The organism is Pseudomonas kuykendallii, assembly GCF_900106975.1.
Taxonomy (GTDB): domain Bacteria; phylum Pseudomonadota; class Gammaproteobacteria; order Pseudomonadales; family Pseudomonadaceae; genus Pseudomonas_O; species Pseudomonas_O kuykendallii.
Genome location: NZ_FNNU01000003.1, coordinates 175,171 through 200,154, shown reverse-complemented (window position 1 = coordinate 200,154; position 24,984 = coordinate 175,171). Strand labels below are relative to the sequence as shown.

21 protein-coding genes are annotated in these 24,984 nt (G+C 65.5%); 9 read left to right on the top strand and 12 right to left on the bottom strand.

Annotated elements, in window-relative coordinates:
• The first annotated feature begins 260 nt into the window (after positions 1–260).
• Entirely contained in the window at positions 261–1,160 is a 900-nt protein-coding gene (yddG, locus tag BLV15_RS10965; protein WP_090227894.1) for an aromatic amino acid DMT transporter YddG, read from the top strand.
• A 247-nt stretch (positions 1,161–1,407) separates the two neighbouring features.
• On the opposite strand, the gene BLV15_RS10960 is transcribed toward yddG, so the two are convergent.
• The 5 genes from BLV15_RS10960 to BLV15_RS10940 all read right to left on the bottom strand — a co-directional run bounded on the left by BLV15_RS10960 (position 1,408) and on the right by BLV15_RS10940 (position 6,929).
• Positions 1,408–3,471, bottom strand: coding sequence for a pyridoxamine 5'-phosphate oxidase family protein (locus BLV15_RS10960; RefSeq protein ID WP_175534343.1), 2,064 nt, complete (start codon positions 3,469–3,471; stop codon positions 1,408–1,410).
• A gap of 51 nt (positions 3,472–3,522) precedes the next feature.
• Complete coding sequence (locus tag BLV15_RS10955; RefSeq protein WP_090227890.1) at positions 3,523–4,152, bottom strand: glutathione S-transferase family protein; 630 nt, start codon at positions 4,150–4,152, stop codon at positions 3,523–3,525.
• Positions 4,153–4,301: 149 nt separating this feature from the next.
• Positions 4,302–5,204 carry a LysR family transcriptional regulator gene (locus BLV15_RS10950; RefSeq protein WP_090227887.1) on the bottom strand — a complete coding sequence of 301 codons (903 nt, stop codon included), beginning with the start codon at positions 5,202–5,204 and terminating at the stop codon, positions 4,302–4,304.
• A 3-nt stretch (positions 5,205–5,207) separates the two neighbouring features.
• Positions 5,208–6,104 (bottom strand): LysR family transcriptional regulator, encoded by an 897-nt coding sequence (locus BLV15_RS10945; RefSeq protein WP_175534342.1) that lies wholly within the window; start codon positions 6,102–6,104, stop codon positions 5,208–5,210.
• A gap of 126 nt (positions 6,105–6,230) precedes the next feature.
• Positions 6,231–6,929, bottom strand: a complete 699-nt coding sequence (locus BLV15_RS10940) for a glutathione S-transferase (protein ID WP_090227884.1) — start codon at positions 6,927–6,929, stop codon at positions 6,231–6,233.
• Between the two features lie 141 nt (positions 6,930–7,070).
• On the opposite strand from BLV15_RS10940, the gene BLV15_RS10935 reads away from it, so the two are divergent.
• From BLV15_RS10935 to BLV15_RS10925, 3 genes are all read left to right on the top strand, one after another.
• Positions 7,071–7,649, top strand: a complete 579-nt coding sequence (locus tag BLV15_RS10935; RefSeq protein WP_090227882.1) for a TetR/AcrR family transcriptional regulator — start codon at positions 7,071–7,073, stop codon at positions 7,647–7,649.
• Between the two features lie 77 nt (positions 7,650–7,726).
• The gene (locus tag BLV15_RS10930) at positions 7,727–7,906 is read left to right on the top strand and encodes a hypothetical protein (protein ID WP_090227879.1); all 180 of its coding nucleotides are present in this window, start codon (positions 7,727–7,729) and stop codon (positions 7,904–7,906) included.
• Positions 7,907–8,152: 246 nt separating this feature from the next.
• Positions 8,153–8,629, top strand: a complete 477-nt coding sequence (locus tag BLV15_RS10925) for a PA2171 family ribosome-binding persister protein (protein WP_090227877.1) — start codon at positions 8,153–8,155, stop codon at positions 8,627–8,629.
• 62 nt (positions 8,630–8,691) lie between these two features.
• Here BLV15_RS10925 and BLV15_RS10920 read toward each other — a convergent pair whose 3' ends face one another.
• The 4 genes from BLV15_RS10920 to BLV15_RS10905 form a co-directional block, all read right to left on the bottom strand.
• Complete coding sequence (locus BLV15_RS10920) at positions 8,692–9,906, bottom strand: MFS transporter (RefSeq protein ID WP_090227874.1); 1,215 nt, start codon at positions 9,904–9,906, stop codon at positions 8,692–8,694.
• A gap of 173 nt (positions 9,907–10,079) precedes the next feature.
• Positions 10,080–11,126, bottom strand: coding sequence for a glycoside hydrolase family 5 protein (locus tag BLV15_RS10915; protein WP_090227872.1), 1,047 nt, complete (start codon positions 11,124–11,126; stop codon positions 10,080–10,082).
• Between the two features lie 317 nt (positions 11,127–11,443).
• On the bottom strand, positions 11,444–14,578 hold the full coding sequence (locus BLV15_RS10910; protein WP_090227869.1) for an efflux RND transporter permease subunit: 3,135 nt from the start codon (positions 14,576–14,578) through the stop codon (positions 11,444–11,446).
• Between the two features lie 30 nt (positions 14,579–14,608).
• A complete protein-coding gene (locus BLV15_RS10905; RefSeq protein ID WP_090227866.1) occupies positions 14,609–15,775 on the bottom strand; it encodes an efflux RND transporter periplasmic adaptor subunit in 1,167 nt (388 codons plus the stop codon).
• A gap of 173 nt (positions 15,776–15,948) precedes the next feature.
• Between BLV15_RS10905 and BLV15_RS10900 the strand changes: the two genes are divergently transcribed.
• Complete coding sequence (locus tag BLV15_RS10900) at positions 15,949–16,503, top strand: TetR/AcrR family transcriptional regulator (RefSeq protein WP_090227864.1); 555 nt, start codon at positions 15,949–15,951, stop codon at positions 16,501–16,503.
• Between the two features lie 210 nt (positions 16,504–16,713).
• The gene (locus BLV15_RS10895) at positions 16,714–18,069 is read left to right on the top strand and encodes a methyl-accepting chemotaxis protein (RefSeq protein ID WP_090227861.1); all 1,356 of its coding nucleotides are present in this window, start codon (positions 16,714–16,716) and stop codon (positions 18,067–18,069) included.
• Between the two features lie 72 nt (positions 18,070–18,141).
• On the opposite strand, the gene BLV15_RS10890 is transcribed toward BLV15_RS10895, so the two are convergent.
• Positions 18,142–19,161 carry an alpha/beta hydrolase gene (locus BLV15_RS10890; RefSeq protein WP_090227859.1) on the bottom strand — a complete coding sequence of 340 codons (1,020 nt, stop codon included), beginning with the start codon at positions 19,159–19,161 and terminating at the stop codon, positions 18,142–18,144.
• 68 nt (positions 19,162–19,229) lie between these two features.
• Entirely contained in the window at positions 19,230–19,874 is a 645-nt protein-coding gene (locus BLV15_RS10885) for a hydrolase (protein WP_090227856.1), read from the bottom strand.
• A gap of 149 nt (positions 19,875–20,023) precedes the next feature.
• Between BLV15_RS10885 and BLV15_RS10880 the strand changes: the two genes are divergently transcribed.
• Positions 20,024–20,908: a LysR family transcriptional regulator gene (locus BLV15_RS10880; RefSeq protein WP_090227853.1), complete on the top strand. Its 885-nt coding sequence runs from the start codon at positions 20,024–20,026 to the stop codon at positions 20,906–20,908.
• Positions 20,909–20,912: 4 nt separating this feature from the next.
• Here BLV15_RS10880 and BLV15_RS10875 read toward each other — a convergent pair whose 3' ends face one another.
• The gene (locus BLV15_RS10875) at positions 20,913–21,752 is read right to left on the bottom strand and encodes an oxidoreductase (protein ID WP_090227850.1); all 840 of its coding nucleotides are present in this window, start codon (positions 21,750–21,752) and stop codon (positions 20,913–20,915) included.
• A gap of 181 nt (positions 21,753–21,933) precedes the next feature.
• Here BLV15_RS10875 and BLV15_RS10870 point away from each other — a divergent pair, with 181 nt between their 5' ends.
• Positions 21,934–22,875, top strand: coding sequence for an AraC family transcriptional regulator (locus tag BLV15_RS10870; protein WP_245728171.1), 942 nt, complete (start codon positions 21,934–21,936; stop codon positions 22,873–22,875).
• Between the two features lie 265 nt (positions 22,876–23,140).
• Positions 23,141–24,982: an SIR2 family protein gene (locus BLV15_RS10865; RefSeq protein ID WP_090227846.1), complete on the top strand. Its 1,842-nt coding sequence runs from the start codon at positions 23,141–23,143 to the stop codon at positions 24,980–24,982.
• The last annotated feature ends 2 nt before the right edge of the window (positions 24,983–24,984 follow it).

Sequence of the window (24,984 nt, the reverse complement as noted above, 5' to 3'; positions counted from 1 at the left end):
CGGCGGGAGTGGGCTCATTCTGTTCAGCGCAGGGGATTCGCGAAATTATGTTTTTTGTAGTCGCTAGCTAGGGAAAAACTGTACGCCGTGCGCGGCGGGGCCTGCCGCCGCCGCGGCGCGCGATCGACGGAGGTGAAGAACGTGGCGACGCGAGGCCGCCGAAGAGGATGGACAGCGCCAGGCCGCATCGCGAACGCCCTCGGTACGGCCGGCAGGCTTCATATAGACTCGCGGCTTTTTCCGGAATCGAGAGTGGCGTTATGCCGATAACCAGCGAGCGCGGCGCGACGGTCTGCGGGCTGATGGCCGTGGTGCTGTGGAGCACTTCCACCGGCCTGATCCGCAGCGTGGCGCAGAGCCTCGGCCCGATCGGCGGCGCGGCGCTGCTCTACACCCTCGGCGCGGCGCTGCTGCTGGTGTTCGTCGGGCGACCGCGGCTGCGTTCGTTCCCGCGTCGCTACCTGGTGTGGGGCAGCCTGCTGTTCGTCGCCTACGAGCTGTGCTTTTCGTTGTCCCTGGGATTCGCCAACAGCGGCACCCAGGCCATCGAGGTCGGTCTGGTCAATTACCTGTGGCCCTGCCTGACGGTGCTCCTGGCCATCGTCATGAACGGCCAGCGGGCGCGCTGGATTATCCTTCCGGGCTCGGCGATGGCGTTGTTCGGCATCCTCTGGATCGCCAGCGGCGACGGCATCTCGCTGCGCGGCATCGCCGCCAATGTCGCCTCTAACCCGCTGAGCTACGGGCTCGCGGCCACCGGCGCGCTGCTCTGGGCGTTTTACTGCAACGTCACCCGGCGCTTTGCCGAAGGCAAGAATGGCGTGGTGCTGTTCTTCGCCATGACGGCCGTGGCGCTCTGGTTCAAGTACGCCTTCAGCGGCGAAAGCCTCCCGCCGTTCACCTGGAATGCCGGCTTCCACCTGCTGGCGGCCAGCTCGGCCCTCGCCAGCGGTTATGCGCTGTGGAACCTGGGAATCCTGCGCGGAAACATGACGCTGATCTCCACGGCGTCGTACTTCACGCCGGTGCTGTCCTCCGCCTTCGCCTCGGCCTGGCTGAGCGCCGCGCTGACCGTGCAATTCTGGCAGGGGACGTTGCTGGTGACCCTGGGCTCGCTGGTCTGCTGGGTCGCAACCCGCGAACGAGCGACGCACGCCTAGCGTCTCGACGACGGCCGTCCGGTCGTGGAGAGGAAACCCCGCTACTCGCCCGGCCTGTCGGCCGACCTCGGCAATGACGCGCACTCCGGCGAGCACAGCAGTTGCGGCAGCATGTAGCTCGCCTCCCGCTCGGATGCCGCGCAGGCCAGCGGCGAACGCCCGGTGGCGTGATCGTCCCGCGCATCGTGCCAGTAATGGGGCGGTTCGCCTTTCGAAGTGGGGCGGGCAGTCATGCCGGCATACCTCTCTAGAGATCCAGGACCAGCGGCTGGACGCCGTCCTCGCTGTGCGCGGGGACGGCGCAGCAGATCAGCACGCTGTCGTCGTCCGGCAGTTCCGCGGGCGGGTTGGGGTAGTGCACCTGGCCGCTGAGGCGTCGCGTCCGGCAGGTGCCGCAGGAGCCACCGCGGCAACTGAAGTCCGGGTTCAGCCCGCGGCTTTCCGCCAGCTCCAGCAGGCTGCCGCTCTGCGGCGTCCAGCGTGCCTCCTTGCCCGAGGCGGAGAAATACACCGGCACCGGCGCATTGGCGGGCGGCGGCTGGACCGGCGTGGCGCGTTGCCGGTCGCCCTGGCGGCGTAGCGTCGAGGGGCCGAACGCCTCGGCGTGGAGGCGCGCATCGGGAATGTTCAGGCGGCGCAAGCCGTCGTAGAGGTCCTGGGTGAAGCGGGCCGGACCGCAGAGGTAGAAGTCGTAGTCGTCCAGCGGCAGGTTGGCCTGGAGGTGCGCCAGCTCCAGCCGGCCCGGTATCTCGTAGTCCACGCCCAGCCGCGCGTTTTCGTCGGCATCGCTCAGGGCGCGCAGCAGGTGCAGCCGACCCGCCGCGCGCCGTTGCAGGTGCAGCAGTTCGCCCTGGAACGGCAGGTCCTGCAGGCGCCTGCCGGCCTGGAACAGGTACACCGGCTGGTCGCGCTGCTGGCGGGCGATCCGTTCCACCAGTTCGCGCGCCATGGACAGCAGCGGCGTGATGCCGACGCCGGCCCCCAGCAGCACCACCGGCCGCGCGTCCTCGGCGTCCAGGGTGAAGCTGCCCAGCGGATGGCGGACTTCCAGCAGGTCGCCGACGCCAAGGCGCTCGTGCAGGTGGCGCGAGGCGGGGCCCTGGGCCTTGATGCTGATGCGCAGGTGGCCGTCGGAGGGCGCGCTGGACAGGCTGTAGGTCCTGACCAGCACCTCCCCGCCGTCGAGCGTCAGGCGCACCGGAATGTGCTGGCCCGGCAGGAAGGGCACCGCCACGCCGTCCTGTGCCTCGATGTACAGCGAACGGATGTCCGGGCTTTCCTGCTCGATCCGCGTCACGCGCCAGCGATGCCAGTGCTTGCGCTGCTCCTGCTGTTTCAGGCGCTGCTCGGCGTGGGCCCAGGTGCCGGTCATCAGGCTGGTGGGGGCGAACCCCTCGAAGTGCCAGCGGATCGAAACCGCCGCCGGGCGTCGCACCACGCGCTCCACATCGACGGTCCACAAGCGCTCGGCGCCCTCGAAGGCGACGATCAGCGGGCTCTCCAGGATCAGTTCGGTGCGGCCGCTGATCTGCAGCACGTCGCCGCTGGCGAAGTCGACGAACAGCAGCCCGGCGCGCGGGTTGCTCTGCAGGTTGCCGAGGGTGTTGAAGTGCAGGTTGCCGGCGTAGTCGGGGATGGTCAGGCGATTGCCGTCCACCTTGACGAAGCCCGGCCGGCCGCCGCGGTGGGAGACGTCCACCGAGCGTCTCCCGTCTTCGTGGGTCACGTAGCTGGCGACGAAGAAGGTGTCGGCGCTGGCGATCATCTCGGCGGCGTCCGCGTCCAGCGCGGCGAGCGCCTGGCCCGGCGCGCGGGTGGCCGGATCGCCGGCCGCCGGATCGCCGGCGGAGCGCAGGTAGGTGCGTTGCTGGATGTACTGCGGGCAATTGCCGAACGCGTGCTCCACGGCGATCTCCAACTGCCCCGCCGAGGTCTGGGTGATCACGCCGTTGACGCGGTTGCGCCGCCGGCTGTGCAGTTCGATGCCGAGCAGACCGACCGCATCGCCTACCCGCAGGCCGGAACTGGCCGGGTCCTGCGGGTCGGGCTCGATGGCCAGGGCCAGGTGCTTCGGATCGGCGGAGGTGACGAAGCCTTCCGCGCCTTCGAGCAGCGTCGCCCAGGGTCGGCCCTCGCCATCCACCGCGCCGACCACCAGGAAAGGCAACTGCTGGTAGAAGTCGCGGTGCTGGTCAGGCAGGTAGTCGCGGATGAACTTCTGCCCGGCGACTTCCATGCGCTCGGCCACGCCGATCTTCTGCTGCAGCGCGCGTTCGCCGGCGTGCCAGGGCGAGGTGCGGTGGTTTTCCATGGCGGTCACTCCTCGAAGGGTCGTCGCGACGCGCGCGGCTGGTGGTCGGGTTCAGCCGGCGAGCAGGCCGGCGGCGGTCGGCTGCATCGGTACGAACCCGGGCAGCGCCTCGACCCTCGCCAGCCAGGCGCGCAGGTTCGGGTAGGCCTCCAGCGACACGTTGCCCTCCGGGGCATGGGCGATGTAGCTGTAGTTGGCGACGTCGGCGATGGAGGGCTCGGCGCCGGCGAGGAACGGCGTCGACGCCAGCTCCGTTTCCATCACGCGGAACAGCACGTGGGCGCGGTTGATGACTTCCTCGGCGTTGAACGCCGCCCCGAACACCGTGATCAGGCGCGCCGCCGCCGGGCCGAACGCTACCTGTCCGGCGGCCACCGACAACCAGTGCTGAACCCGCGCCGCCGCGACCGGCTCTTCGGACAGCCAGCGACCCTCGCCGTAGGTCTTCGCCAGGTAGACCAGGATGGCGTTGGAGTCGCTGAGGACGGTGCCGTTGTCGTCGATCACCGGAATCTGCCCGAAGGGACTCAGGGCGAGGAATTCGGGCCGCTTGTGGGCGCCCTTGGCGAGGTCGACGAAGACCCGTTCGGTCGGCAGCTCCAGCAGCGAGAGCATCAGCTCGACACGGTGGGCGTGGCCGGAAAGGGGGTGGCGGTACAGTTTGATCGGGTGCTGTGGCATGTCGGAACTCCGCATCGGTGGGCCGCATCGCGCCGGCCGGGTTGGCCGTTGCGCTGTTGGGTTCATGCTGCGCCCTGACGCGCTGGAGCAGAATCGCCACGCCGGGCAATCCATAATTTCAGTTTCCGCAATAAAGTGACGGTGCCCGCTCAGTCGCACAGCGCCGGATGCAGGCGCAGGCGCGGAACCGCGAAGTCGATGAAGGTGCGTACCCGCCCGCAGGCCTTGCGGCCTTCGCGGTAGATCAGCTGCGCCGGCAGGTCGGGCGCGACGAAGCGTTCCAGCACCGGTTCGAGCAGGCCCGCCTGCAGCTCCTGATGCGCCTCGTAGCTCAGGCAGCGGATCAGCCCCAGCCCTGAAACCGCCGCGCGGATGGCGGCCTGCTGGGTGGTGCAGGTGAGCACCGGCACGTTGCGCACCGTGCGGGTGGTGGCGCCGTCGTGCAGACGCCACTCGGCGCCGTGGCCCGCTTCGCTGGTGAGAAGGGTGCGATGAGCCCGCAGGTCTTCGGCGTTTTCCGGGCGTCCCCAGCGCGCCAGGTAGGCCGGGGCGGCGCACATCATCGGCCTGACCCTGCCGATCGGCACCGCGAAGCCGGACGAGTCGGGCAACGGGCCGACCACCAGCGCGACGTCGATGCCTTCCTCCAGCAGCTTGGGCGGGCGTTCCCGCGCGCAGGTCGTCAGTTGCACGTCGGGAAAGGCCTCGAGGTAGGCCACTGCCAAGGGCATGAAGAGCTGATGCGCCATCAGCAGCGGCAGGGCCACCGTCAGCGGCCCGGCGATGTGGCTGTGCAGGCCCGCGGCGGAGCGCTCGGCCGCGGCGGTTTCCTCGAGGATGAGCCGGCACTGCGCGGCGAAGCGTTCGCCGACCGCATTCAGCTGGACGCCCCGAGGGCCGCGCACGAGCAGGACGGTGCCCAGGCGTGCCTCCAGCGCCGCCAGCGTGCGCATCACGGTGGCCGGCGACAGCGCCAGGTCGCGCGCCGCCGCCGCGAGGCTGCCCGCCTGCGCGACCGCGGCGAAGACTTCCATCTGCCGGTAGCGGCTCATGCGTCAGGGGGCGCCGAGACGCTGCAACGCCGCGTCGTGCAGCAGGCGCTCATGGCAGTGATCGACGAAGGTGCGCACCCGGGCGGAGACCTGCTTGCCGCTCTGGTAGAGCACATGCACCGGCAGCGGCGGCGTGCCGAAGGCGGCCAGCACGATCTCCAGCTCGCCCTTGGCGACGGCGTCCGCGACCTGATAGGACAGCACCTGCGTGTAGCCCCAGCCCATGCGCGCCGCGTTGATCGCCGCCTGGTTGGAGCTCACCACCAGGCGCGCGTGCGGCGCCATCGTCGAGGGGCCTTCGGGGCCGTCGAAATGCAGCTCGGTGAGCAGCGTGCTGGCGGAGGACATGACCGTCTGCGCGCCCTGCAGATCGCGCGGATGGGCGGGCCGCCCGACGCGATCGAGAAAGGCCGGCGCGGCGCAGATCACCGGGCGGATCTCGCCCACCTTGAGGGCATGGAAGCTGCCTTCGGGAAGCTGTCCGATGCGGATCGCGACATCCACCGCTTCGTCGGCCAGGTTCACCAGCCGGTCGACCAGCAGCGCGTTGACCGTCACCTCGCCATGGGTGGCGAGGTACTCGGTGATCAGCGGAATCAGGAACAGTTCGCCGAACATCACCGGTGCTGTGACCGTCAGGTTTCCACGGATGCGCAGGCTGCTGCCGGACGCCAGCTCCTCGGCTTCCTCGAGCTCCAGGAGAATGCGCCGGCAGTCTTCCACATAGCGCCGGCCCGCCTCGGTCAGGCGCAGGCTGCGGGTGTTGCGGGCCAGCAGCAGGGTGCCGAGGCGCTTCTCCAGGGCGGCGATGGCGCGGGTCGCACCGGGCGGCGACAGGCCCAGCAGCCTGGCGCCACCGGCGAAGCTCTCCGCCTCGGTCACCGCCAGCAGCACCTTCATTTCCTGGAACCTGTCCACCACCACCCCCGCGCCGAGCATCGACCGAAAGGCAGAGACTATGTCGTCGCGGAGCAAATGTCCGCTATCGATCTCGGCCACGGCCGGGTGGGATGTCGGCCCCCGGGCCTAGCGGGGAGCGCCGCGCTCCACCATCGCCCGCCATTCGCGCACGCTGGGTCTTTCCTGCATCCGCTCGTGCCATTCCCGCAGCGCGGTGCATTCGTCGGGTACCGGAAGCTTGACCAGCGCGGCGAAGATCATCCCGCCGAGCACCGCGATGTCGGCCATGGAGAAGGCGTCGCCCGCCACGAACGGGCGCTCCCGCAGGACGCCGTCGAAGTAGTGCATGCCCCGGATCGCCTTGTCGCGCATGCGCCCGCCCCATTCCGGATTCTGGTAGAGCTCGACCTGCGGCCCGAGCCCCGGCGTGGCGTGGTGGAAGTAAACGCTGACCGCATCGAGAAATTCGATTTCGGCGCGTTTGGTCATCATGTGGATGAGCCCTTTCTGCAGCGGTGTGTCACCCGTGAGCAGCGGATGGCCATCCAGCGCGTCGAGGTACTGGGTGATGGCCGTGCATTCCGCGAGGTAGGTGCCATCGGCCAACTCCAGCACCGGCAAGGTCCCGGAGTAGTTGATGGCGAGGAACTCGGCGGTCTTGTGCTCGCCTTTCCAGAGGTTGACCGGGACGAACTCGACGCGCGAGAGCAGGCCCTTCTCGGCCAGGGCGATGCGCACGCGGGCCGGGTAGGGACCATTGAACCAGTCGTGGATTTTCATTTGCGGAAGGGCCGGAAGGTCGATTCGCTGTGCTTCGTTACTCATGGCCTTACTCGTCTACCTGTCAGTTGGTAGGTAAATATTCGGCGCGCCCGTTGTTGCTGTCAATCCCTACCTTCCAGTTGGCAGGTAACTGGCTCGGGCGTAAACTTCGTGGTGTCGATTGGACGAGTCGAGGAGCACACCTTGGGCGACAACGCGCGGGAAGCCATCCTGGCGGCGGCGAAAACCGCGGCGCAGATGCACGGGTACAGCGGCATCAATTTTCGAAGCATCGGCGAGGCGGTGGGGATCAAGAACGCCAGCATCTACTACCACTTCGCCAGCAAGGCCGAACTCGGCGCCGCCGTCGCCGCGCGCTACTGGCAGGACACCGCCGCCGTTCTGGAAGGAATTCGAGCGTCGAACCCCGATCCCGTCGAATGCCTCGCGCGTTACCCGTCGATCTTTCGCGGCTCGCTGGAGGATGGCAACCGGCTCTGTCTGTCCAGCTTCATGGCCGCGGAACACGAAGACCTGCCCGAGGACGTCCAGCGCGAGGTGAGGGCGTTCGCCGACGCCAACGTGGCCTGGCTGGCCCGGGTGCTGGCGGACGCCGGCGTGGAGGGCGCGGAGCTCCGCGAGCGACGCGCGCGCGCCATTTACACCGCGGTCGCCGGCGCGCAACTGGTCGCCCGCACGCGGGGCGATATCGGTCTGTTCGACGAGCTGATCCTCAGCTACCGCGAGACGGGGTTGATCCCCACGGCGGTGGTCAAGGCGTAGCGGAGTGCGCTTCGTCGTCTCGCCCGGACTCTGCCGGGGGCCCGCGGTCACACGGGAACCAACCCAGGAGAGATGCCATGAGTGTGAAACTGAAGCGACTCGAAGGTGAGGAGATCCCGGACCGACTCCGGAAGGATGATGTCGACGTGGTCTTCGAGGTGACGGCGGACGATGGCAGCGTGGAGTACCGCTATTCCGACGTGGATGCCGCCAGGACGGCGGTCAATCTGAGCGAGCAGGACAAGGCGGACGACTGATCGGCACTGCCGCGCCGCTGGAGAACGGCGCTTTCCGGGCGATGCAAATTGCACAGGGAAATCAGACCGACCATGCAATATCACCGGTCAGGCGTGCCGCGGTTGTTCTCCATCTTATTGATTATCATAAATTTATTTCGCTCGTCGGGATTGGCATGGCCCTCGCAATGTTCTTCTCACCAGCCGGCTGTTTCGACGGTTGGACAAGATAAGACCCCTGAGTCTTGCGCCTAGAGGAGATACGCAATGAACGCCATTGAACTGCTCAAGAACGATCATGTGACGGTCAAGGACCTGCTCACGCAACTCTCGGAATCGACCCAGCGCGCGGTGAAGAAACGTACCGAGCTGCTCGGCAAGCTGGAAATGGAATTGGCCATCCACACGGCCATCGAAGAACAGATCCTTTACCCGGCCTACCGTGAGGCCGGCGGCAAGGAAGAAGAAAAGATGTACCACGAAGCCAAGGAAGAGCACCGCACGGTGGACAGCCTGGTGCTGCCCGACCTGCTGAACACCGATCCGGCCACCGTGGAGTTCGCCGCCCGCGTCAAAGTCTGCCAGGAACTGCTCGAGCACCACATCGAGGAAGAGGAAGAAGAGATGTTCCCCCAGGCCAGGAAACTGTTGGGCGAAGACCGCCTGAACGAGCTGGGCCAGGAGATGGAGCAGATGAAGCAAAGCATGAAGAAGGAGCTCGCCAGCGCACGCCGCGCCGCCTGAGCCTCGATGCAACGAAAGCCCCGCCCATGCGGGGCTTTTTTATGGCTGCGCGGGCGAGGGCTTCAGACGCCCCTGGTGGACGGCAGCAGAACGGTGAGGATGCCGAACAGCGGCAGGAACGAGCAGAGTTTGTAGACGTACTCGATGCCGTGGATGTCGGCCAGGTGCCCGAGCAGCGCGGCACCGATGCCACCGAAACCGAACATCAGGCCGAAGAACACCCCGGCGATCATGCCGACGTTGCCCGGCACCAGTTCCTGGGCGAAGACCACGATGGCGGAGAAGGCCGAAGCGAGGATGAAGCCGATGATCATGCTCAGCACGCCGGTCCAGAACAGGTCGACGTAGGGCAGCGCCAGGGTGAACGGGGCGACGCCGAGGATCGAGAACCAGATCACCGTCTTGCGGCCGATGCGGTCGCCGATCGGGCCGCCGAAGAAGGTGCCGGCGGCGACCGCGCCGAGGAACAGGAACAGGTGCAGCTGCGAGCTGGCGATCGACAGGTCGAACTTCTCGATCAGGTAGAAGGTGAAGTAGCTGGTGAAGCTCGCCATGTAGAAGTACTTGGAGAACACCAGCAGCGCCAGCACCACCAGCGCGAATGTGACCCGCCCCTTGGACAGCCCGTGGGTGGCCCTGCCGCCGGCCTTGAGCTTGAACAGCGCGAGGTGGTTGCGATACCAGCGGCTCAGCCCGTAGAGCACCAGGATGGCGAAGGCGGCGAACAGGCCGAACCAGGCGACATGACCCTGGCCGAAGGGAATCACGATGGCCGCGGCCAGCAGCGGGCCGAACGCGCTGCCGGCGTTGCCACCCACCTGGAAGGTGGATTGCGCCAGGCCGAAGCGCCCGCCCGAGGCCAGACGCGCAATCCGCGAAGTCTCCGGATGGAAGGTGGAGGAGCCGATGCCGACCAGTCCCGACGCCAGCAGGATCGCCGGGAAACTGCCGACGAAGGCCAGCATGAGGATGCCGACCAGCGTGCACAGCGAGCCGGCCGGCAGCAGCCAGGGCTTGGGATGGCGGTCCGTGTGGTAGCCGACCCAGGGTTGCAGCAGCGAGGCGGTGAGCTGGAAGGTCAGCGTGATCAGGCCGACCTGAGTGAAGGTCAAGCCGTAGTTGGCCTTGAGCATCGGGTAGATCGACGGCAGCACCGCCTGGATCAGGTCGTTGATCAGGTGCGCCAGCGCGCAGGCGCAGATCACGCGCATCACCAGCGGGCTGGATTGGCCCGCCGCCGTGGCGGCCGGGGGCAGGGAGGTCGTGCGGGTGGACATCGCAATCACCGGGCAGGGAAAACGGCGGCCCATGGTACAGATTGGCGCGCCTTTGCCCCATCCATCCGTCCGGGTCACGCCATTCCCGCTGACTGGAGGGCGCCGCGCAGCAGCGGTCTACCGCGAGATGGCAGCACGCCGCGCGGTAGGCGCGGACGTGCTGCGGGTGGCGATCAGTTAGGCCCGGGCTTGGTGCAGTTGCCGCCGCCGACATATTTCTTCAGCACCGCCCACTGCGCCTGGTCGATGCCGGCCTTGGTCGGTTCGATGGACAGCTTGTAGGTGCCCCACGATGGCCCGGCGGCCCAGTAGGTCATGGTGATGCAGTTCTTCTGCAGGTAGGCGAGGGTGTTGTCCATCGCCTGCAGGTAGCGCGGATCGTTGGGCACGCCGAACTCGCCGATGTGGCCCTTCTTGCCGTTCTTCTTCAGCCAGTTGACGAAGGGCTCGATGCGCTTGACCCCGATCATCGGGTCCACGGTGGCGGGCGCCGTCTTGTACTGGCCGCTGCCGTTGTCATCGATGTAGGCATGCGCGGAGTAGATGATGTTGTCGGCCTTGGGATCGACGAGCGCGGCCAGCGGGTCGTTGTACCAGGGCCAGGTGTAGGCGCCGGAGTAGGAACGCCCCTCGACGAAGATCGGCTTCTTCTTGTCGTAGACGCGGATGCCATTGATCCCCGCCTGGGCCGCCTGGGGCCAGTATTGATCGGCCGCGCCATAGGGCTCGTTCATGATGTCGTAGCCATAAACGGCGGGATTGTTCTTATAGCGGTTGGCAATTAACTCGTTGAGTTTGCGGAAGTGCGAATAGGTAACTTTGGCGGAGCCTATGACTTCGTTGTTGTAACGCGCGTAGTTGTGTACATCTAATATTACTTTGACACCATAGGTGTTGGCCTGTACCAACATGTCATCGATGTACTTCACGTAAGTTGGGTCCAGCGCGCCGCCGAGTGTCGGCTGTATGCGCTCCCACTTCAGCGGGAAGCGCACGAGCGTGATGCCGCGCTCCTTCCACTTGGCGAAATAGGTCTTGTCCGGGAAGAAGAAGTTCGTCCCCAGCTTGCCGGGAATGGCGCCGGAAGAGAACTCGGCCCCGGCCACGTTGATCGAGACGAGGGGAAGCTTCTCCTGTGCCACGGCGGTCGCGCCGAACAGCAGCATGGCCAGCGGAAGGACTTTTCTGAGCGTTTTAAACCGCGTGAAGGTTGGGTTCATGGCTGGTTCCCGGATAGTTTGGTTGGAAGGCTCCCTGAAACTAGTTATAGAGTCCGTGATGAATTTTGCGCGGTTGACGGGCAGCTATTTACTCTTTCACCAAACTGTTTCTAATCGCAATTTAATATCGCGAAGCACTATAAAACGAAGTGTTTCAGCATGTGTGGAGTACCGAGTTACCAGTCCGTAACCCTTGAAGGCTAGATATCGCCACGGGGCCGATAGTTCCTTCGTGCGACTATTGAACCGGATCGGGTTCGCGCGGCATGCGGGTGCCTGGCCCCTGCACGCCGACGCGGGCAGGGGTGATGCGTTGGTCACGCCTCGGTGGGCGGCGGGGTCTTGCCCGATCCCTTGTTGCGGCGCTCACGCAGCGAGAGCACGGCGACGAAGAAGATCGGCACGAAGATCACCCCGAGCAGGGTGGCGCTGAGCATGCCGCCGACCACCCCGGTGCCGAGGGCGCGCTGGCTGGCGGCTCCGGCGCCGTTGGCCACCACCAGCGGCAACACGCCGAGGATGAACGCCAGCGACGTCATGATGATCGGCCGGAAGCGCAGCCGCGCCGCTTCGATGGCCGCCTCGCGCAGCGAGCGGCCCTGGGCGCGGAGGTCCTTGGCGAACTCGACGATGAGGATCGCGTTCTTCGCCGACAGACCGATGATGGTGATCAGCCCGACCTTGAAGTAGACGTCGTTGGGCATGCCCACCGCGGTGACCGCCAGCACGGCGCCGAGGGCGCCCACCGGCACGATGAGCATCACCGCCAGCGGAATCGCCCAGCTCTCGTAGAGCGCCACCAGCAGCAGGAACACCACCACGAAGGCCAGCGCGAACAGCTGCAGGGCCTGGCCGCTGGCGACCCGCTCCTGGTACGACAGGCCGGTCCATTCGTAGCCGATACCGGCCGGCAGTTCACTGGCCAGGCGCTCCAGCTCGACCATCGCCTCGCCGGTGCTGACGCCGGGAACGGCGTCGCCGGAGATGCGGATCGATGGATAGCCGTTATAGCGGGCGATCTGCACCGGGCCTTCTTCCCACTGGGTGGAGACGAAGGCGCCGAGCGGCACCAGCTCACCGGTGTCGTTGGGTACGCGCAGTTCCAGCACGCTTTCCGGGGTCATCCGCTCGGCCTGTTCGGCCTGCACCACGACCCGTTGCTGTCGTCCGGCGTTGGCGAAGTCGTTGATCACCGCCGAGCCGAAGGCCGTGGACAGCGCGCTGCTGATCGTTTCGAAGCGCACGCCCTGGGCGCGGGCCTTGTCGCGGTCGATGAGCAGCCGCAACTGCGGCGCCTCGGCCAGGCCTTCCATCATCGCGTAGAGGATTTTCGGATTGCCGTAGGCCTTGCCGAGCAGCTCGTCGCGCGCCGCCAGCAGCGCGTCGCGGCCCAGGCTGGCGCGGTCCTGCAGGCGCAGGGAGAAGCCGCCGGAGTTGCCCAGTCCGTCGATGGGCGGCGGCGACACGGCCATGATCGCGCCGTCGCGGGGGTTGCCGAAGCGCTGGTTCACCAGGGCGGTCTCGTCGTCGGCGGACTGCCCTTTGCCGCGCTCCGACCAGTCCTTGAGCGTGGGGAAGGCGAGGGCGGCGTTCTCGCCCATGCCGGAGAAGCTGAAACCCATGACCAGGAAGGTGGAGGCGACGGCCTCGCGTGAACCCAGGTACTGCTCGAGTTCTTGCCCGGCCGCCGAGGTGCGCGCGCGGGTGGCGCCGGGCGGCAGTTGCACGTCGATGATCATGTAGCCCAGGTCCTCGGACGGCACGAAGGATTCCGGCAGGCGCAGGTAGACGAAACCCAGCAGCGCCACGATGCCCAGGTAGAGCAGCATGAAGCGCCCGGTGCGCCGGACCAAGCGGGTGTTGAGCGCGGTGTAGCGCGTGGTCAGGCGGGCGAACAGCCGATTGAAGGCGCCGAAGAAGCCGCGCTTCTCGTGGTGACCCTGCGGGATCGGCTTGAGCAGGGTGGCGCACAGCGCCGGAGTGAAGGTCAGCGCGAGGAAGCCGGAGAACAGGATCGACACCGCCAGCGAGAGGGAGAACTGCTGGTAGATCACCCCCACCGAACCGGCCATGAACGCCAGCGGCAGGAACACCGCCGAGAGCACCAGGGTGATGCCGATGATCGCGCCGGAAACCTGGCCCATCGCCTTGGCGGTGGCTGCGGCGGGGGCGAGGCCTTCCTCGGCCATGATCCGCTCGACGTTCTCCACCACGACGATGGCGTCGTCCACCAGGATGCCGATGGCCAGCACCATGCCGAACATGGTCATCATGTTCACCGAGAAACCGAGCAGGTACATGACCGTCAGCGTGCCCAGCAGGCAGACCGGCACCACGATCGACGGGATCAGGGTGTAGCGGGCGTTCTGCAGGAACAGGAACATCACCAGGAACACCAGCAGCATGGCCTCGACCAGTGTCGCGATGACCTTGTCGATGGCCACGTCGACGAAGCGCGAGGTGTCGTAGGGCACCGAGTACTCGATGTTCTCCGGGAAGTTGACCGACAGCTCGGCGAGGCGTCGCTTGATCGCTTCCGCGGTCTGAATCGCGTTGGCGCCCGGCGACAGCTGGATCGCCGCGCCGACCGCCGGCTTGCCGTTCAGGCGGGTGCTGAAGTTGTAGTCCTGGCTGCCCACTTCCAGGCGCGCGACGTCGGCGAGGGTCACCCGCGAGCCGTCCTGGTTGGCGCGCAACAGGATGCGACCGAACTCCTCCGGATTGTCCAGCGTGCCCTTGACCGCCAGGGTCGCGGTCACCTCCTGCTCCGCCGTGCCCGGCGTGCTGCCGAACGCGCCGGCCGGCACCTGCACGTTCTGCGCACGGATGGCGTTGCTCACGTCATCGATGGAGAGGCCGTAGCCCACCAGTTTCTGCGGTGCGATCCACACCCGCATTGCCGCCTCGGAGGCGAAGAACTGCAGCTTGCCGACCCCGGCGACGCGGCGGATCTCGTTGTTGATGTTGCGCGCCGCATAGTCGGCCAGCGCGGTGGTGTCCTGGTCGCCGTCGCCGTTGGCGTAGTTCAGCGCGTAGATCAGCAGGAAGCCGGCGCTGGTCTGCTCGACCTGGATGCCGAGGTCGAGCACCGCCTGGGGCATCCGCGCCTCGGCGGTCTTCAGGCGGTTCTGCACATCGACCTGGGCCAGCTCCGGCGAGGTGCCGGGGGTGAAGGTGATGACGATTTCCGCCGTCCCGTTGGAGTTGCTGGTGGATTCGAAGTACAGCAGGTTCTTGGCGCCGTTGAGTTCTTCCTCGAGCACGCTGGTGACCGAGTCGACCAGCACCTTGGCCGACGCGCCGGGGTAGGTCGCGGTAACCGTGATCTGCGGCGGTGCCACGTTGGGGTATTGCGCCACCGGCAGCAGCGGAATGGCCAGCAGCCCGGCCAGCGAGATGAACAGGGCGACGACCCAGGCGAAGTTGGGGCGGCTGATGAAGAACAGGGACATGGGGTTTCCTCGGGCGCCGTGCGGGCGGCCTTACTGGGCGCTGGCCTTGTCGGCGTCGGGTTGCTTGTCGGCAGGTTTGGCGGTCACCGGGTCGCCGGGATTGAGGCCGTTCATGGCGCCGACGATCACCTGATCGCCCGCCGCCAGACCTTCGGTGATCTGCCAGCGGCCGCCCTGCATGACGCCGGTGCGCACCGCGCGCGCCTCGGCCTTGCCGTCCTGGCCGATCAGCAGCACCCGCGCCTGGCCGTCCGCGCCGCGCTGGATGGCTCGCTGGGGCACCAGGATGGCGGCGGCATCGGTGCCCTGCGGCGCGCGAACGCGCACGTACATGCCCGGCAGCAGCACGCCCTCGGGGTTGGCGAAGCGGCCGCGCAACGCCACCTGGCCGGTACCCGGGTCCACCGAAATGTCGGTGAACATCAGCGTGCCGCGGCTTTCGTGGTCGGTGCCTTCCACGCGCAGGGACAGGGTGTTCTCGCGTGCGCCGGCCTGCGCGCCGCCGGCCAGGGCGGCGCGCAGGCGCAGCGCGTCGGCCACCGGCTGGGTAAAGTCGGCGTAGATCGGGTCCAGTTGCTGGATGCGCGCCATCATGGTCGCGTCGCCCTGGCCGACCAGCGCGCCTTCTGTGACCTGCGCCCGGCCAATACGCCCGCTGATGGGCGCCCTCACGGTGGCGTAGCCCAGGTTCAGCGCGGCGGTTTCCACATCGGCCTGGGCGCTGCGTTTGGCCGCCATTCCGCCCTGCACGCCGGCACGGGCGGCATCGAAGTCCTGCTGGCTGATGGCGTCCACTTTCACCAGTTGCTCGTAGCGCTTGAGCATCGCCTGCGCCTCGAACAGCGTCGCCTCGGCGCGGGCCAGTTCGCCCTGCGCGCGTGACAGCGCAGCCTTGAACGGCGCCGGATCGATCTGGAACAGCAGGTCGCCGGCCTTCACGTCGGCGCCTTCCTCGAACGCGCGCTTGAGCACGATGCCCGCCACCCGCGCACGCACCTCGGCGACCCGTACCGGCTCGATGCGGCCAGGCAACTCGGCTTCACGGGTGAAGGATTCGATTTCCACGCGCAGCGCTTCCACCTCGCGTGGCGCGGCGGTCGTCCGGGTGTTCTGCTCCGCCTTGCCACAGCCGGCGAGGGCGATCGCCGTCAACAATGCCGTCGTTTTCAACATCTGCCCAATGCGCAAACTGGTCATCTCCACACCCGGGCAGCGCCCATCGATCCGTCAGGACGTGCATGATCGGTCGCGAAGAATGGTGAGTCAACATTGACTCATAAGCTTCCAGATTGATCCATTTGAGTTTTCTTCCGAATCATTGGCTTTTTCGGCACACTATGTTGCACGCGCCCCCAGACCAAGAGCACCGAATGGACCTACCCACTGCTGACGAAAAGCTCCTCAAGGCGCTGGCCGTTGCGCTCGTCGACCTGCCGCGGGGAACCTTCAAGGACATCGCCGTGGCTGCCGGCGTCAGCAAGGCGACGCTGAACCGCTTCTGCGGCACGCGCGACAACCTGATCGAAATGCTGTTGAACCACAGCTCGGTGGTGATGAACCAGATCATCGCCGATGCCAACCTGGAGAGCGCGCCGCCGCGCGAGGCGCTCCGCGAGCTGATCGAGGGGCACCTGACGCATCGCGAGCTGCTGGCCTTCCTGGTCTTCCAGTGGCGCCCCGACTCCCTCGACCTCGATGCCGGTGGCAGCCGCTGGCTGCCTTACTCGGATGCGCTGGACGCGTTCTTCCTGCGCGGGCAGAAAGAGGGCGCGTTCCGCATCGACATCGCCGCGCCGGCCTTGGCCGAGCTGTTCGCCTCGGTCCTCTCCGGCCTGGTGGACGCGGAACGCCGAGGTCGGGTGGCGCGTTCCGGCCTGGCGGCGCTGGCCGCGCAGTTCTTCCTCGAAGGCGCCGGAAGGGCCTGATCCCGGCGCGTCTTGACGATCCTTTCAGAAACCTTGGGTCACACTTCCGCCCCGTAGTGCACGCTGCGTTCGCACGGGCGAGGTGCGTCCTGACGGCGCTGTGCTCTACTCCAGTGGGCACGCTGAAATATCCATCTTCCGGGGCATCAAGGCCGCTGTTCATCGGCCGATACGATGTATCAACACCTCTCGTTTCGCCGAGGAAACGTCATGTTCAACAAGGCAGCTAAAAATGAACTGGCGGCTAGGACGGCCGAAGTTGCGGGCTACAAGGGACTGATCGCCGCGCTGGAACGCTCCATGGCCGTGGTCGAATTCGACCTGAACGGCAAGGTGCTGCGGGCGAACGAAAACTTCCTCAGCACGATGGGCTATCGCGCCGACGAGCTGGCCGGCAAATCGCACCGCGATTTCTGCGCGCCGGCGCTGGTCCGCAGCCCCGAGTACGCCGAGTTCTGGGCGCAACTGCGCGCCGGCAGGTTCGTCTCCGGAACCTTCCAGCGCGTCAACGGGCGCGGCCAGAACGTCTGGCTGGAGGCCAGCTACAACCCGGTGCTGGACGACCAGGGTCGCGTGCTCTCGGTGGTCAAGTACGCCCTCGACGTGACCGAGAAGGTGGGCCAGGAAGCGGAGACCCGCGGCAAGCTGGCGGCGCTGGACCGGGCGATGGCCGTCATCGAGTTCGACCTGAGCGGCAACATTCTGGTCGCCAACGACAACTTCCTCAACGTCATGGGCTACTCGATGGCGGAGCTCAAGGGCAAGAGCCACCGCCTGTTCTGCGAGCCGACGCTGGTCAACAGCAGCGAGTACAGCGATTTCTGGCGTCGCCTCAACGCCGGCGAATTCTTCAGCGGGCAGTTCAAGCGGATCGGCAAGCACGGCCGTGTGGTCTGGCTCGAAGCGACCTACAACCCGGTCTACGACGCCGAAGGCAAGCTGTGCAAGGTGGTCAAGTTCGCCAGCGACATCACCGAGCGAGTAGAGAAGTTCGAGGCGGATTCGCGCGGTGCGTCGCGCGCCTATCACATCTCCGCCGAAACCGAGAAAGTCGCCGAGCAGGGCGCCCAGGTGATCCAGGAAACCGCACGTGAAATGCGCCTGATCGCCGAGAGCATCGGCTCCTCGGCGAGCCTGGTCGGGCAGTTGGGTGATCGTTCCGAGCAGATCACCGCAATCGTCAACACCATCCGCGGGATCGCCGACCAGACCAACCTGCTCGCGCTCAACGCCGCCATCGAGGCCGCGCGGGCGGGCGACCAGGGCCGTGGCTTCGCGGTGGTTGCCGACGAAGTGCGGCAACTGGCGGGGCGCACCAGCCGCTCGACGGCGGAGATCGCCGAGATGATCGGCAAGATTCTTTCGGAAACCCGCGAAGCGGTCGCCAGCATGAGCGCCACCCAGGAAGGGGCGCAGCGCGGCGTTGTCCTGGCCGACCAGGCCAACTCTGTGATCTTGCAGATCCGCGCCGGTACCAGCGATGCGGTCGAGGCGGTGAGCATGTTCGCCTCCACGCTCGACGAGTCCGAGGTGATACCCAAGAGCGCGGTGAGCTGGGTCGGGTGACACCGGAATAGCACGCCCAAAAAAAAGACCCCGCAGGAGCCTGTCGCTCCTGCGGGGTCTTTTTTTCGCCTGTCAGTTCAGGTGGGTTTTCAGCTCGTTGGCCGCCTGGCGCAGGGCCGCCTTCACTTCCGGGATGCCGGCCAGCGGATTGAGCAGGCCGTAGTCGTGGATCATGCCGTTGTAGCGCACGGCGGTGACTTCGACGCCGGCGGCGTCCAGCTTGCGGGCGTAGGCCTCGCCCTCGTCACGCAGTACGTCGAGCCCGGCGGTCTGTACCAGCGCCGGCGGCAGGCCGCGCAGTTGCTCGGTGCTGGCGCGCAGCGGCGAGGCATGGATTTCGGCGCGTTGCCTGGCGTCGGTGGTGTAGCTGTCCCAGAACCATTTCATCATCCCGGTGGTGAGGAAATGCCCCTCGGCGTATTGCTGGTACGAGCCGGTGTCGAAGCGCGCATCGGTCACCGGCCACAGCAGCAGCTGGAAGCGCAGCTTGGGCGCGTTCTGCTCCTTCGCCATCAGGCTGACCACCGCCGCCATGTTGCCGCCGACGCTGTTGCCGGCCACCGCCAGGCGAGTGCCGTCGACGCCGATGTCCTTGTCGTGCTCGGCCACCCAGCGGGTCGCGGCGTAGGCCTGGTTGATGGCCGTCGGGTAGTGCGCCTCGGGCGACGGCGTGTAGTCGACGTAGACCGCCACGGCGCCGGAACCGACCACCAGATCGCGGATCAGGCGGGCATGGGTCGGATAGTCGCCGAGCACCCAGCCGCCGCCGTGGAAGTACATGAACACCGGCAGCTCGCCCTTGACCTTGGCCGGGCGGACGATGGTCAGGCGGATGTCCTGGCCGTCGGCGCGGATGGTTCTTTCGCTGACTTCGGTGCCGGACAGGTCGACCTTCACCGAGGCCTGGGCGCCGGTCAGCACCGCACGGGCGTCTTTCGGGCTGAGTTGTTCCAGCGGCTTGCCGCCACCGGCCGCCAGCGCATCCAGGAAGGCCTGGGTCTGATGTTCGGCTACGACGTTGTCGGCGCCGAAGGCATTGCCGACCGACAGGGCGAGGAGGGTGACGCTCAGTACTTTTTGCACGCGGTTCATGGCTTCGATCTCATTTATGGAGTGGGGAGTGGTGCCGCCGGAAGCGTTGCCGGCGGCACGGGCAAAGGTCAGGAGAGGGTGCGTTGCGGCGCCTTGTGCACCATGGTGTAGGCGTAGTCGACGCCCATCCCGTAAGCACCGGAGTGCTCCAGCACCAGCTTCATCACGGCGTCGTAGGTTTCCTTGTGGGCCCAGTCGCGCTGGTATTCGAGCAGCACCTGCTGCCAGGTCACCGGCACCGCGCCCGCCTGGATCATGCGCAGCACGGACATGTCGTGGGCTTCCTTGGTGGTGCCACCCGAGGCGTCGGTGACGATGTACACCTCATAGCCTTCGGCGAGAGCTTCCAGCGCCGGGAAGGTCAGGCAGACCTCGGTCCAGAGCGCGGCGATGATCAGCTTCTTGCGCCCGGTGGCCTTCACCGCCTCCACCAGCTTCTTGTCTTCCCAGGAGTTCATCGAGGTGCGCTCGATCGGCTGCTGGCCGGGGAACACGCTGAGCAGTTCCGGCCAGATGTAGCCGCTGAAGCTTTCGGTTTCCACCGAGGTGAGGATGGTCGGCACGTTGAACAGCTTGGCGGCCTTGGCCAGTCCGACGGCATTGTTCTTCAGCGTCTGGCGATCGATCGACTGCACGCCAAAGGCCATCTGCGGCTGGTGGTCGATGAGGATCAGGGCGGAGTTGGTCGGGTTCAGCAGTTCGCGGTTGGACATGAGGTTTTTCCTTTTGAGTAGTGGGTAGCAAGGCGGCCGCTGCCTGGCGTGTCGGCCTGTGGGGCGGCATGGGAGAAACTTTAAAGCTGGCCAGAAAAAGGAACAATTACCTAGAATTGGGACTCATTGATTCCAAATTGGGGACACTGATGGATCGCATCGACTGCATGCGCACCTTCGTTGCGACGGTGAATGCCAATGGCTTCGCCGCCGCCGCGCGGGTACTGGACGTGCCGCGCTCGAAGGTCAGCAAGCAGATCCAGGGGCTGGAGGATTCGCTGGGCGTGCAACTGCTGCTGCGCACCACCCGCAGCCTTCACCTCACCGAAGCCGGCAGCGAGTACTACGAGGCCTGCCGCGAGGTGCTCGCCTCGCTGGACGAGGCCGAACAGCGGGCGCGCAGCGGGCTGGCGGAAATCCACGGGGTGCTGCGGGTCAACGCGCCGATGTCCTTCGGCCTGTGCCGCCTCGGCCCGCTGATCCCGAAATTCCACGAGCTGCATCCCAAGGTCGAGTTGCAACTGGTGTTCAGCGACCAGCAGGTCGATCCGGTCAAGGGTGGTTTCGACGTGACCATCCGCATCGCCAGCCTGGCGGATTCCTCGATGGTGGCGCGCCACCTGGCGCCGGCGCCGCGGGTGCTGGTGGCATCGCCCGGTTACCTGCAGCGCCAGGGCACGCCGCAGGTGCCGCGCGACCTGGCCGCGCACCAGTGCCTGAACTACGGCTACCTGCAGAGCGGCGTCAGCCTGCAGCTGAGCAACGGCCGGGAGACCCAGAAGGTCCACGTCACCGGGCCGCTGCACGCCAACAACGGCGACCTGCTGGCGCAGGCCGCCGAAGCCGGCATGGGCATCGCGCTGCTGCCCACCTTCATCGTCGAGAAGGCCCTGGCCGAGGGCCGGCTGGTGGCGGTGATTTGCGACTGGCAGGCGCCGCCGATCTCGATCAACGCGGTCTACCCGACCGCGCGGCGCGTGCCGCTGAAGACCCGCGCCTTCCTCGATTTCCTGGTGCAGGAGCTGAGCGCCTAGGCGCTCAGAAGTCGGTCGAGCGGCTCAGCTCGGCGTAGCGGGCGATCTCGTCCTGCAGGGCGGCCAGCTTGGCCTGCACCAGTTGCAGCGCATCCGAGCCCAGCAGCAGGTGCGTGGGCGGCGACTCCATGGCGACCAGTTGCAGCAGCACCTGGGCGGCCTTGCGCGGATCGCCGTTCTGCCTGCCGCTCTTGCTCTCGCGGGCCGCGCGGATCGGCTCGAACAGGGCGTCGTAGTCAGCGATGCTGCGTTCGCTGCGGCGCAGCGAGCGCCCGGCCCAGTCGGTGCGGAACGAGCCGGGAGCCACGGCGGTGACGAATATGCCGAAGTCCCTGACCTCGCTGGCCAGCGTCTCGGAAATGCCCTCCAGGGCGAACTTGCTGCCGCAGTAGTAGGCGATGCCGGGCAGGGTGATGAAGCCGCCCATCGAGGTGATGTTGATGATCCGCCCGCTGCGGCGCTGGCGCATGCCGGGCAGCACAGCCTTGATCAGCGCCACCGCGCCGAACAGGTTGACGTCGAACTGATGACGCAGTTCGGCCAGCGGCGATTCCTCGAGAATGCCCTCGTGGCCGTAGCCGGCGTTGTTCACCAGTACGTCGATGGGCCCGTGGTCGCGTTCGACGCCGGCGATCGCTGCGTCGATGGCGGCATCGTCGGTGACGTCCAGCAACACGCCGAAGGCGCGCCCGGACGGGTCCTGCTCGAATGCCTGGAGGTCGGCGGCCGAGCGCAGGCTGCCCACCACCCGATGGCCCGCCGCCAGCGCGGCCTCGGCGAAGGCGCGGCCGAAACCGGAACTGACGCCACTGATGAAGAAGAGTTTGCTGTCGCTGTCGTGCATGGGGGATTCCTCGCTGTCGGTCGCGCGGCCGGCGACCCGTGGAGGAAATCCTATTCGCCGAGTGCCGCCGGGCGTAGGTCGGTTACTCTGCCTCGATAGCCTATTCCTACGGAACGCTGGACTGGTGATTGGCCGCGCACCAGACTGACAACGGCTTCCTTTTCTCCACGAGTACCGCGAAATGTCCGCTCTTACAGGCATCCGAACCGACATGGTGGCCCTCATGCGGGCGCTCGCCCCGGACGAGGGCTACAACCTCACGGCATTGCCGGGTGTGCGATTCCTGCGCTGCAACCGTCCGCTCACGCGCACGCCGGTGCTCTACGAGCCGGGCGTCGTCATCGTTTGCCAGGGCAGCAAGCGCGGCTTTCTCGGTGGTCGCGAATACCGCTACGACGCCCAGCACTACCTGGCGGTTTCCGTACCGGTGCCGTTCGACATGGAGACGGCCGCGAGCGAGGAAGAACCGCTGCTGGCGATATACCTGCAACTGGACATGGCGGTGGCCGCCGAGCTGTTGCTGCAACTGGGCGAGGCTGCGCCGCCAGCGAGTGCGGAAGCGCCCGCCAGCATGATGTCCTCGCCACTCGACCAGCCGCTGGCCGAGGCACTGCTGTGTTTGCTGAAGACCCTGGGCTCGGCGAGGGATACGCGGGTACTGGGGCCAGCGCAGTTGCGCGAGATCTACTACCGCGTCCTCACCGGCGCCCAGGGCGCCGCGCTGCGGGCGGCAATCGACAACCGCGAACACTTCGGCAGGATTTCCGCCGCCCTGCAGACCATCCACCAGCGCTATCCCGAGCCACTGGACATCCAGCGCCTGGCCACCGAGGCCTCGATGAGCGCGGCGACCTTCCACCTGCACTTCAAATCGGTCACCGCCACCACGCCGATCCAGTACCTGAAATCCACTCGCCTGCACCGCGCGCGCCTGCTGATGCTGCAGAAGGGCGTATCGGCGGCGCAGGCCAGCTACCAGGTCGGCTACGAAAGCCCCTCGCACTTCGGCCGCGAATTCAAACGCCTCTTCGGCCTGCCCCCGCAACAGGAAGTCGAACGCCTGCGCGCCACCTTCTCCTACCCGCTGGCGGCGGAGGAGGCGGTTTACGTGGCTTCGCATTAAGGGGGCAGGGTGGGAGGGCTATTGGGTAGTGGCGGGTGGCGGGTGGCGGGTGACGGCCTTCGGCCAATAGCAGCCTCGACGATGGGCAGCTACCGGCCAGAAGCGGACGAATAAAAAATCTCCCCCTTTTTTCGAACCACCTGAAACTCTGTGAAGCAGCGAAGAATTCACCTTAGCATGGCCTTTGGCCACTTTAACTGTACCTAGTCAACATGGTGGCCATGTAGCATATAGGCAAGGGCTTGGATTGTTCAGGGAGTGCTGTATGAAGGAAATCAGCGGACGGGCTTTTGCAACCAGATTCGCTCTCAATCCCTCCAGCTACGCATGGCTGCTCGGAGCCGGCGCATCTGCGACGGCAGGGATACCGACTGGGTACCAAATGATTCAAGAGTTTCGGGCGCAACTCTATGCTTCTGAAACAGGCATAAGCTCTCGCGAGATCGACTCTTCCGATCCGTTATGGCAGGAGCGCATAGACCTGCATCACGAGCGAAAAGGCATACTCCCTCCTAAATGGTCTCCGCCCGAATACAGCAGAGCATTTGAGGCTCTTTATCCCACCCAAGAGGACCGACGTCTTTATATAAAAAGGCAAGTCTCCAAGGGAAGTCCATCTCTTGGTCACAAGGTACTTGGCTCATTGTTGTGTTCCAGCCAGACCTGCTGTGTTTTCACTACCAACTTTGACCCCTTGATCGAGGATTCGGCAACCATAGCTGCTCAATTGCTACCGTCAGGTAGTCGAGCATCCGTGACTCTTGCAGCAATCGATAACAGCGCCCGGGCTGAAACTTGTCTACGTGAGAATGAATGGCCTTTGATTGTCAAACTTCATGGTGATTACCAATCGACTGAGCTGAAGAACACTGACTCCGAGCTTTTAGAACAGGATGAGAGATTACGCTTAGTTCTTACACAGTCCCTGCATCGGTTCGGATTGATTGTGGTCGGATACAGCGGGCGTGACGACTCTGTAATGCAGGCGCTAAGAGCAGTGCTCGCAGATCCACTCCGTTATCCCAAGGGCATCTATTGGTTATGCCAAGAACCAGCAAAATTACTACCGGCGGTAACCGAGTTTCTTAGCGAGGCTGATAGTGCTGGAGTTGACGTGCACTTGGTCTGTGCCACTACATTCGATGAGCTACTCGGTAATATCGCCGATGTTACTGAGCTAGCACAGCCACTGGTTCACCACGTATTCAACTCGGAACAACCAGTAGCCCTCGCTAGCGTAGCTCTGGAGCGTTACCCTGCTCTCTCTGCACCTATTTTACGCTTATCAGCGCTGCCACTAGTGGCAATGCCATCTTCAGCAAGGAAAATCACGCTCGATCCGACAGTTTCAGTGACTGAGATCCGCGCCTTACTAAAGGAGAATAGGGCCAAAGGCGTTGTTGGTTTCGCAGGAAAACCTGGAGTACTTGCCGCTTTTGGTGATGATGAAGCTCTAATCAGGGCGCTGTCATCTTTGGGCGCAAAGCTTTCGGGCGAAGTTTCTCTAAATATATCTAAAGATCCATGGGCGAAAGGCGTCATTTACGATGCTCTCATGCGCGCCCTGTGTAGCGAGCTTCCGCTGAGCGCGCGACTGCAGGCACGAGGACATAGCTTGTCTGTTTCGTGGCTATACCCAGGTCTTTCTGCTGACTTGGCAGAAGAAAGACGTCAACAACTAGCAAAATTGAGATCAGCATATGGAACTGATCTCACAGGGTTGGTGCCTGGCACTACAGCTAGGTATGCAGAAGGTGTCTGGATCCGGCTTGAGGAGGCCGATTCTCACTGGTGGGTGGTATTCGAACCAGCAACATTTATTGATTTCACTAAAACAGAACGAGATGGGGACTCTGCACTAGCCGCTATCGAACACAGGAATGCCGAGGATTGGCGGCGAGAAAGGTGGGTCCAAAAGTACAATCATAAATGGTCAGCCATCTTTGATGCATGGGTCGAATTGCTAACATATTTCAAAGGAGTCAAAAGAAGGGCCTACCGACTAGAAGATGGGCGTGGAATTGGCGCGGAATTCGAGCTGGGGCCGCGAACCGCTAGAAGTCGACCAAGCCATGATCACGACTCCTTCCAGGTCCGGGGAAAGTGAGC

Bases quoted from the DNA above. Each gene is read 5' to 3' on its own strand.
- BLV15_RS10945 (WP_175534342.1), bottom strand. From the start codon at position 6,104: ATGAAGGTGCTGCTGGCGGTGACCGAGGCGGAGAGCTTCGCCGGTGGC.
- yddG (WP_090227894.1), top strand. From the start codon at position 261: ATGCCGATAACCAGCGAGCGCGGCGCGACGGTCTGCGGGCTGATGGCC.
- BLV15_RS10870 (WP_245728171.1), top strand. From the start codon at position 21,934: ATGTCCGCTCTTACAGGCATCCGAACCGACATGGTGGCCCTCATGCGG.
- BLV15_RS10910 (WP_090227869.1), bottom strand. From the start codon at position 14,578: ATGTCCCTGTTCTTCATCAGCCGCCCCAACTTCGCCTGGGTCGTCGCC.
- BLV15_RS10895 (WP_090227861.1), top strand. From the start codon at position 16,714: ATGTTCAACAAGGCAGCTAAAAATGAACTGGCGGCTAGGACGGCCGAA.
- BLV15_RS10955 (WP_090227890.1), bottom strand. From the start codon at position 4,152: ATGCCACAGCACCCGATCAAACTGTACCGCCACCCCCTTTCCGGCCAC.
- BLV15_RS10875 (WP_090227850.1), bottom strand. From the start codon at position 21,752: ATGCACGACAGCGACAGCAAACTCTTCTTCATCAGTGGCGTCAGTTCC.
- BLV15_RS10865 (WP_090227846.1), top strand. From the start codon at position 23,141: ATGAAGGAAATCAGCGGACGGGCTTTTGCAACCAGATTCGCTCTCAAT.
- BLV15_RS10960 (WP_175534343.1), bottom strand. From the start codon at position 3,471: ATGGAAAACCACCGCACCTCGCCCTGGCACGCCGGCGAACGCGCGCTG.
- BLV15_RS10925 (WP_090227877.1), top strand. From the start codon at position 8,153: ATGAACGCCATTGAACTGCTCAAGAACGATCATGTGACGGTCAAGGAC.
- BLV15_RS10885 (WP_090227856.1), bottom strand. From the start codon at position 19,874: ATGTCCAACCGCGAACTGCTGAACCCGACCAACTCCGCCCTGATCCTC.
- BLV15_RS10880 (WP_090227853.1), top strand. From the start codon at position 20,024: ATGGATCGCATCGACTGCATGCGCACCTTCGTTGCGACGGTGAATGCC.
- BLV15_RS10930 (WP_090227879.1), top strand. From the start codon at position 7,727: ATGAGTGTGAAACTGAAGCGACTCGAAGGTGAGGAGATCCCGGACCGA.
- BLV15_RS10905 (WP_090227866.1), bottom strand. From the start codon at position 15,775: ATGACCAGTTTGCGCATTGGGCAGATGTTGAAAACGACGGCATTGTTG.
- BLV15_RS10940 (WP_090227884.1), bottom strand. From the start codon at position 6,929: ATGAGTAACGAAGCACAGCGAATCGACCTTCCGGCCCTTCCGCAAATG.
- BLV15_RS10900 (WP_090227864.1), top strand. From the start codon at position 15,949: ATGGACCTACCCACTGCTGACGAAAAGCTCCTCAAGGCGCTGGCCGTT.
- BLV15_RS10920 (WP_090227874.1), bottom strand. From the start codon at position 9,906: ATGTCCACCCGCACGACCTCCCTGCCCCCGGCCGCCACGGCGGCGGGC.
- BLV15_RS10915 (WP_090227872.1), bottom strand. From the start codon at position 11,126: ATGAACCCAACCTTCACGCGGTTTAAAACGCTCAGAAAAGTCCTTCCG.
- BLV15_RS10890 (WP_090227859.1), bottom strand. From the start codon at position 19,161: ATGAACCGCGTGCAAAAAGTACTGAGCGTCACCCTCCTCGCCCTGTCG.
- BLV15_RS10950 (WP_090227887.1), bottom strand. From the start codon at position 5,204: ATGAGCCGCTACCGGCAGATGGAAGTCTTCGCCGCGGTCGCGCAGGCG.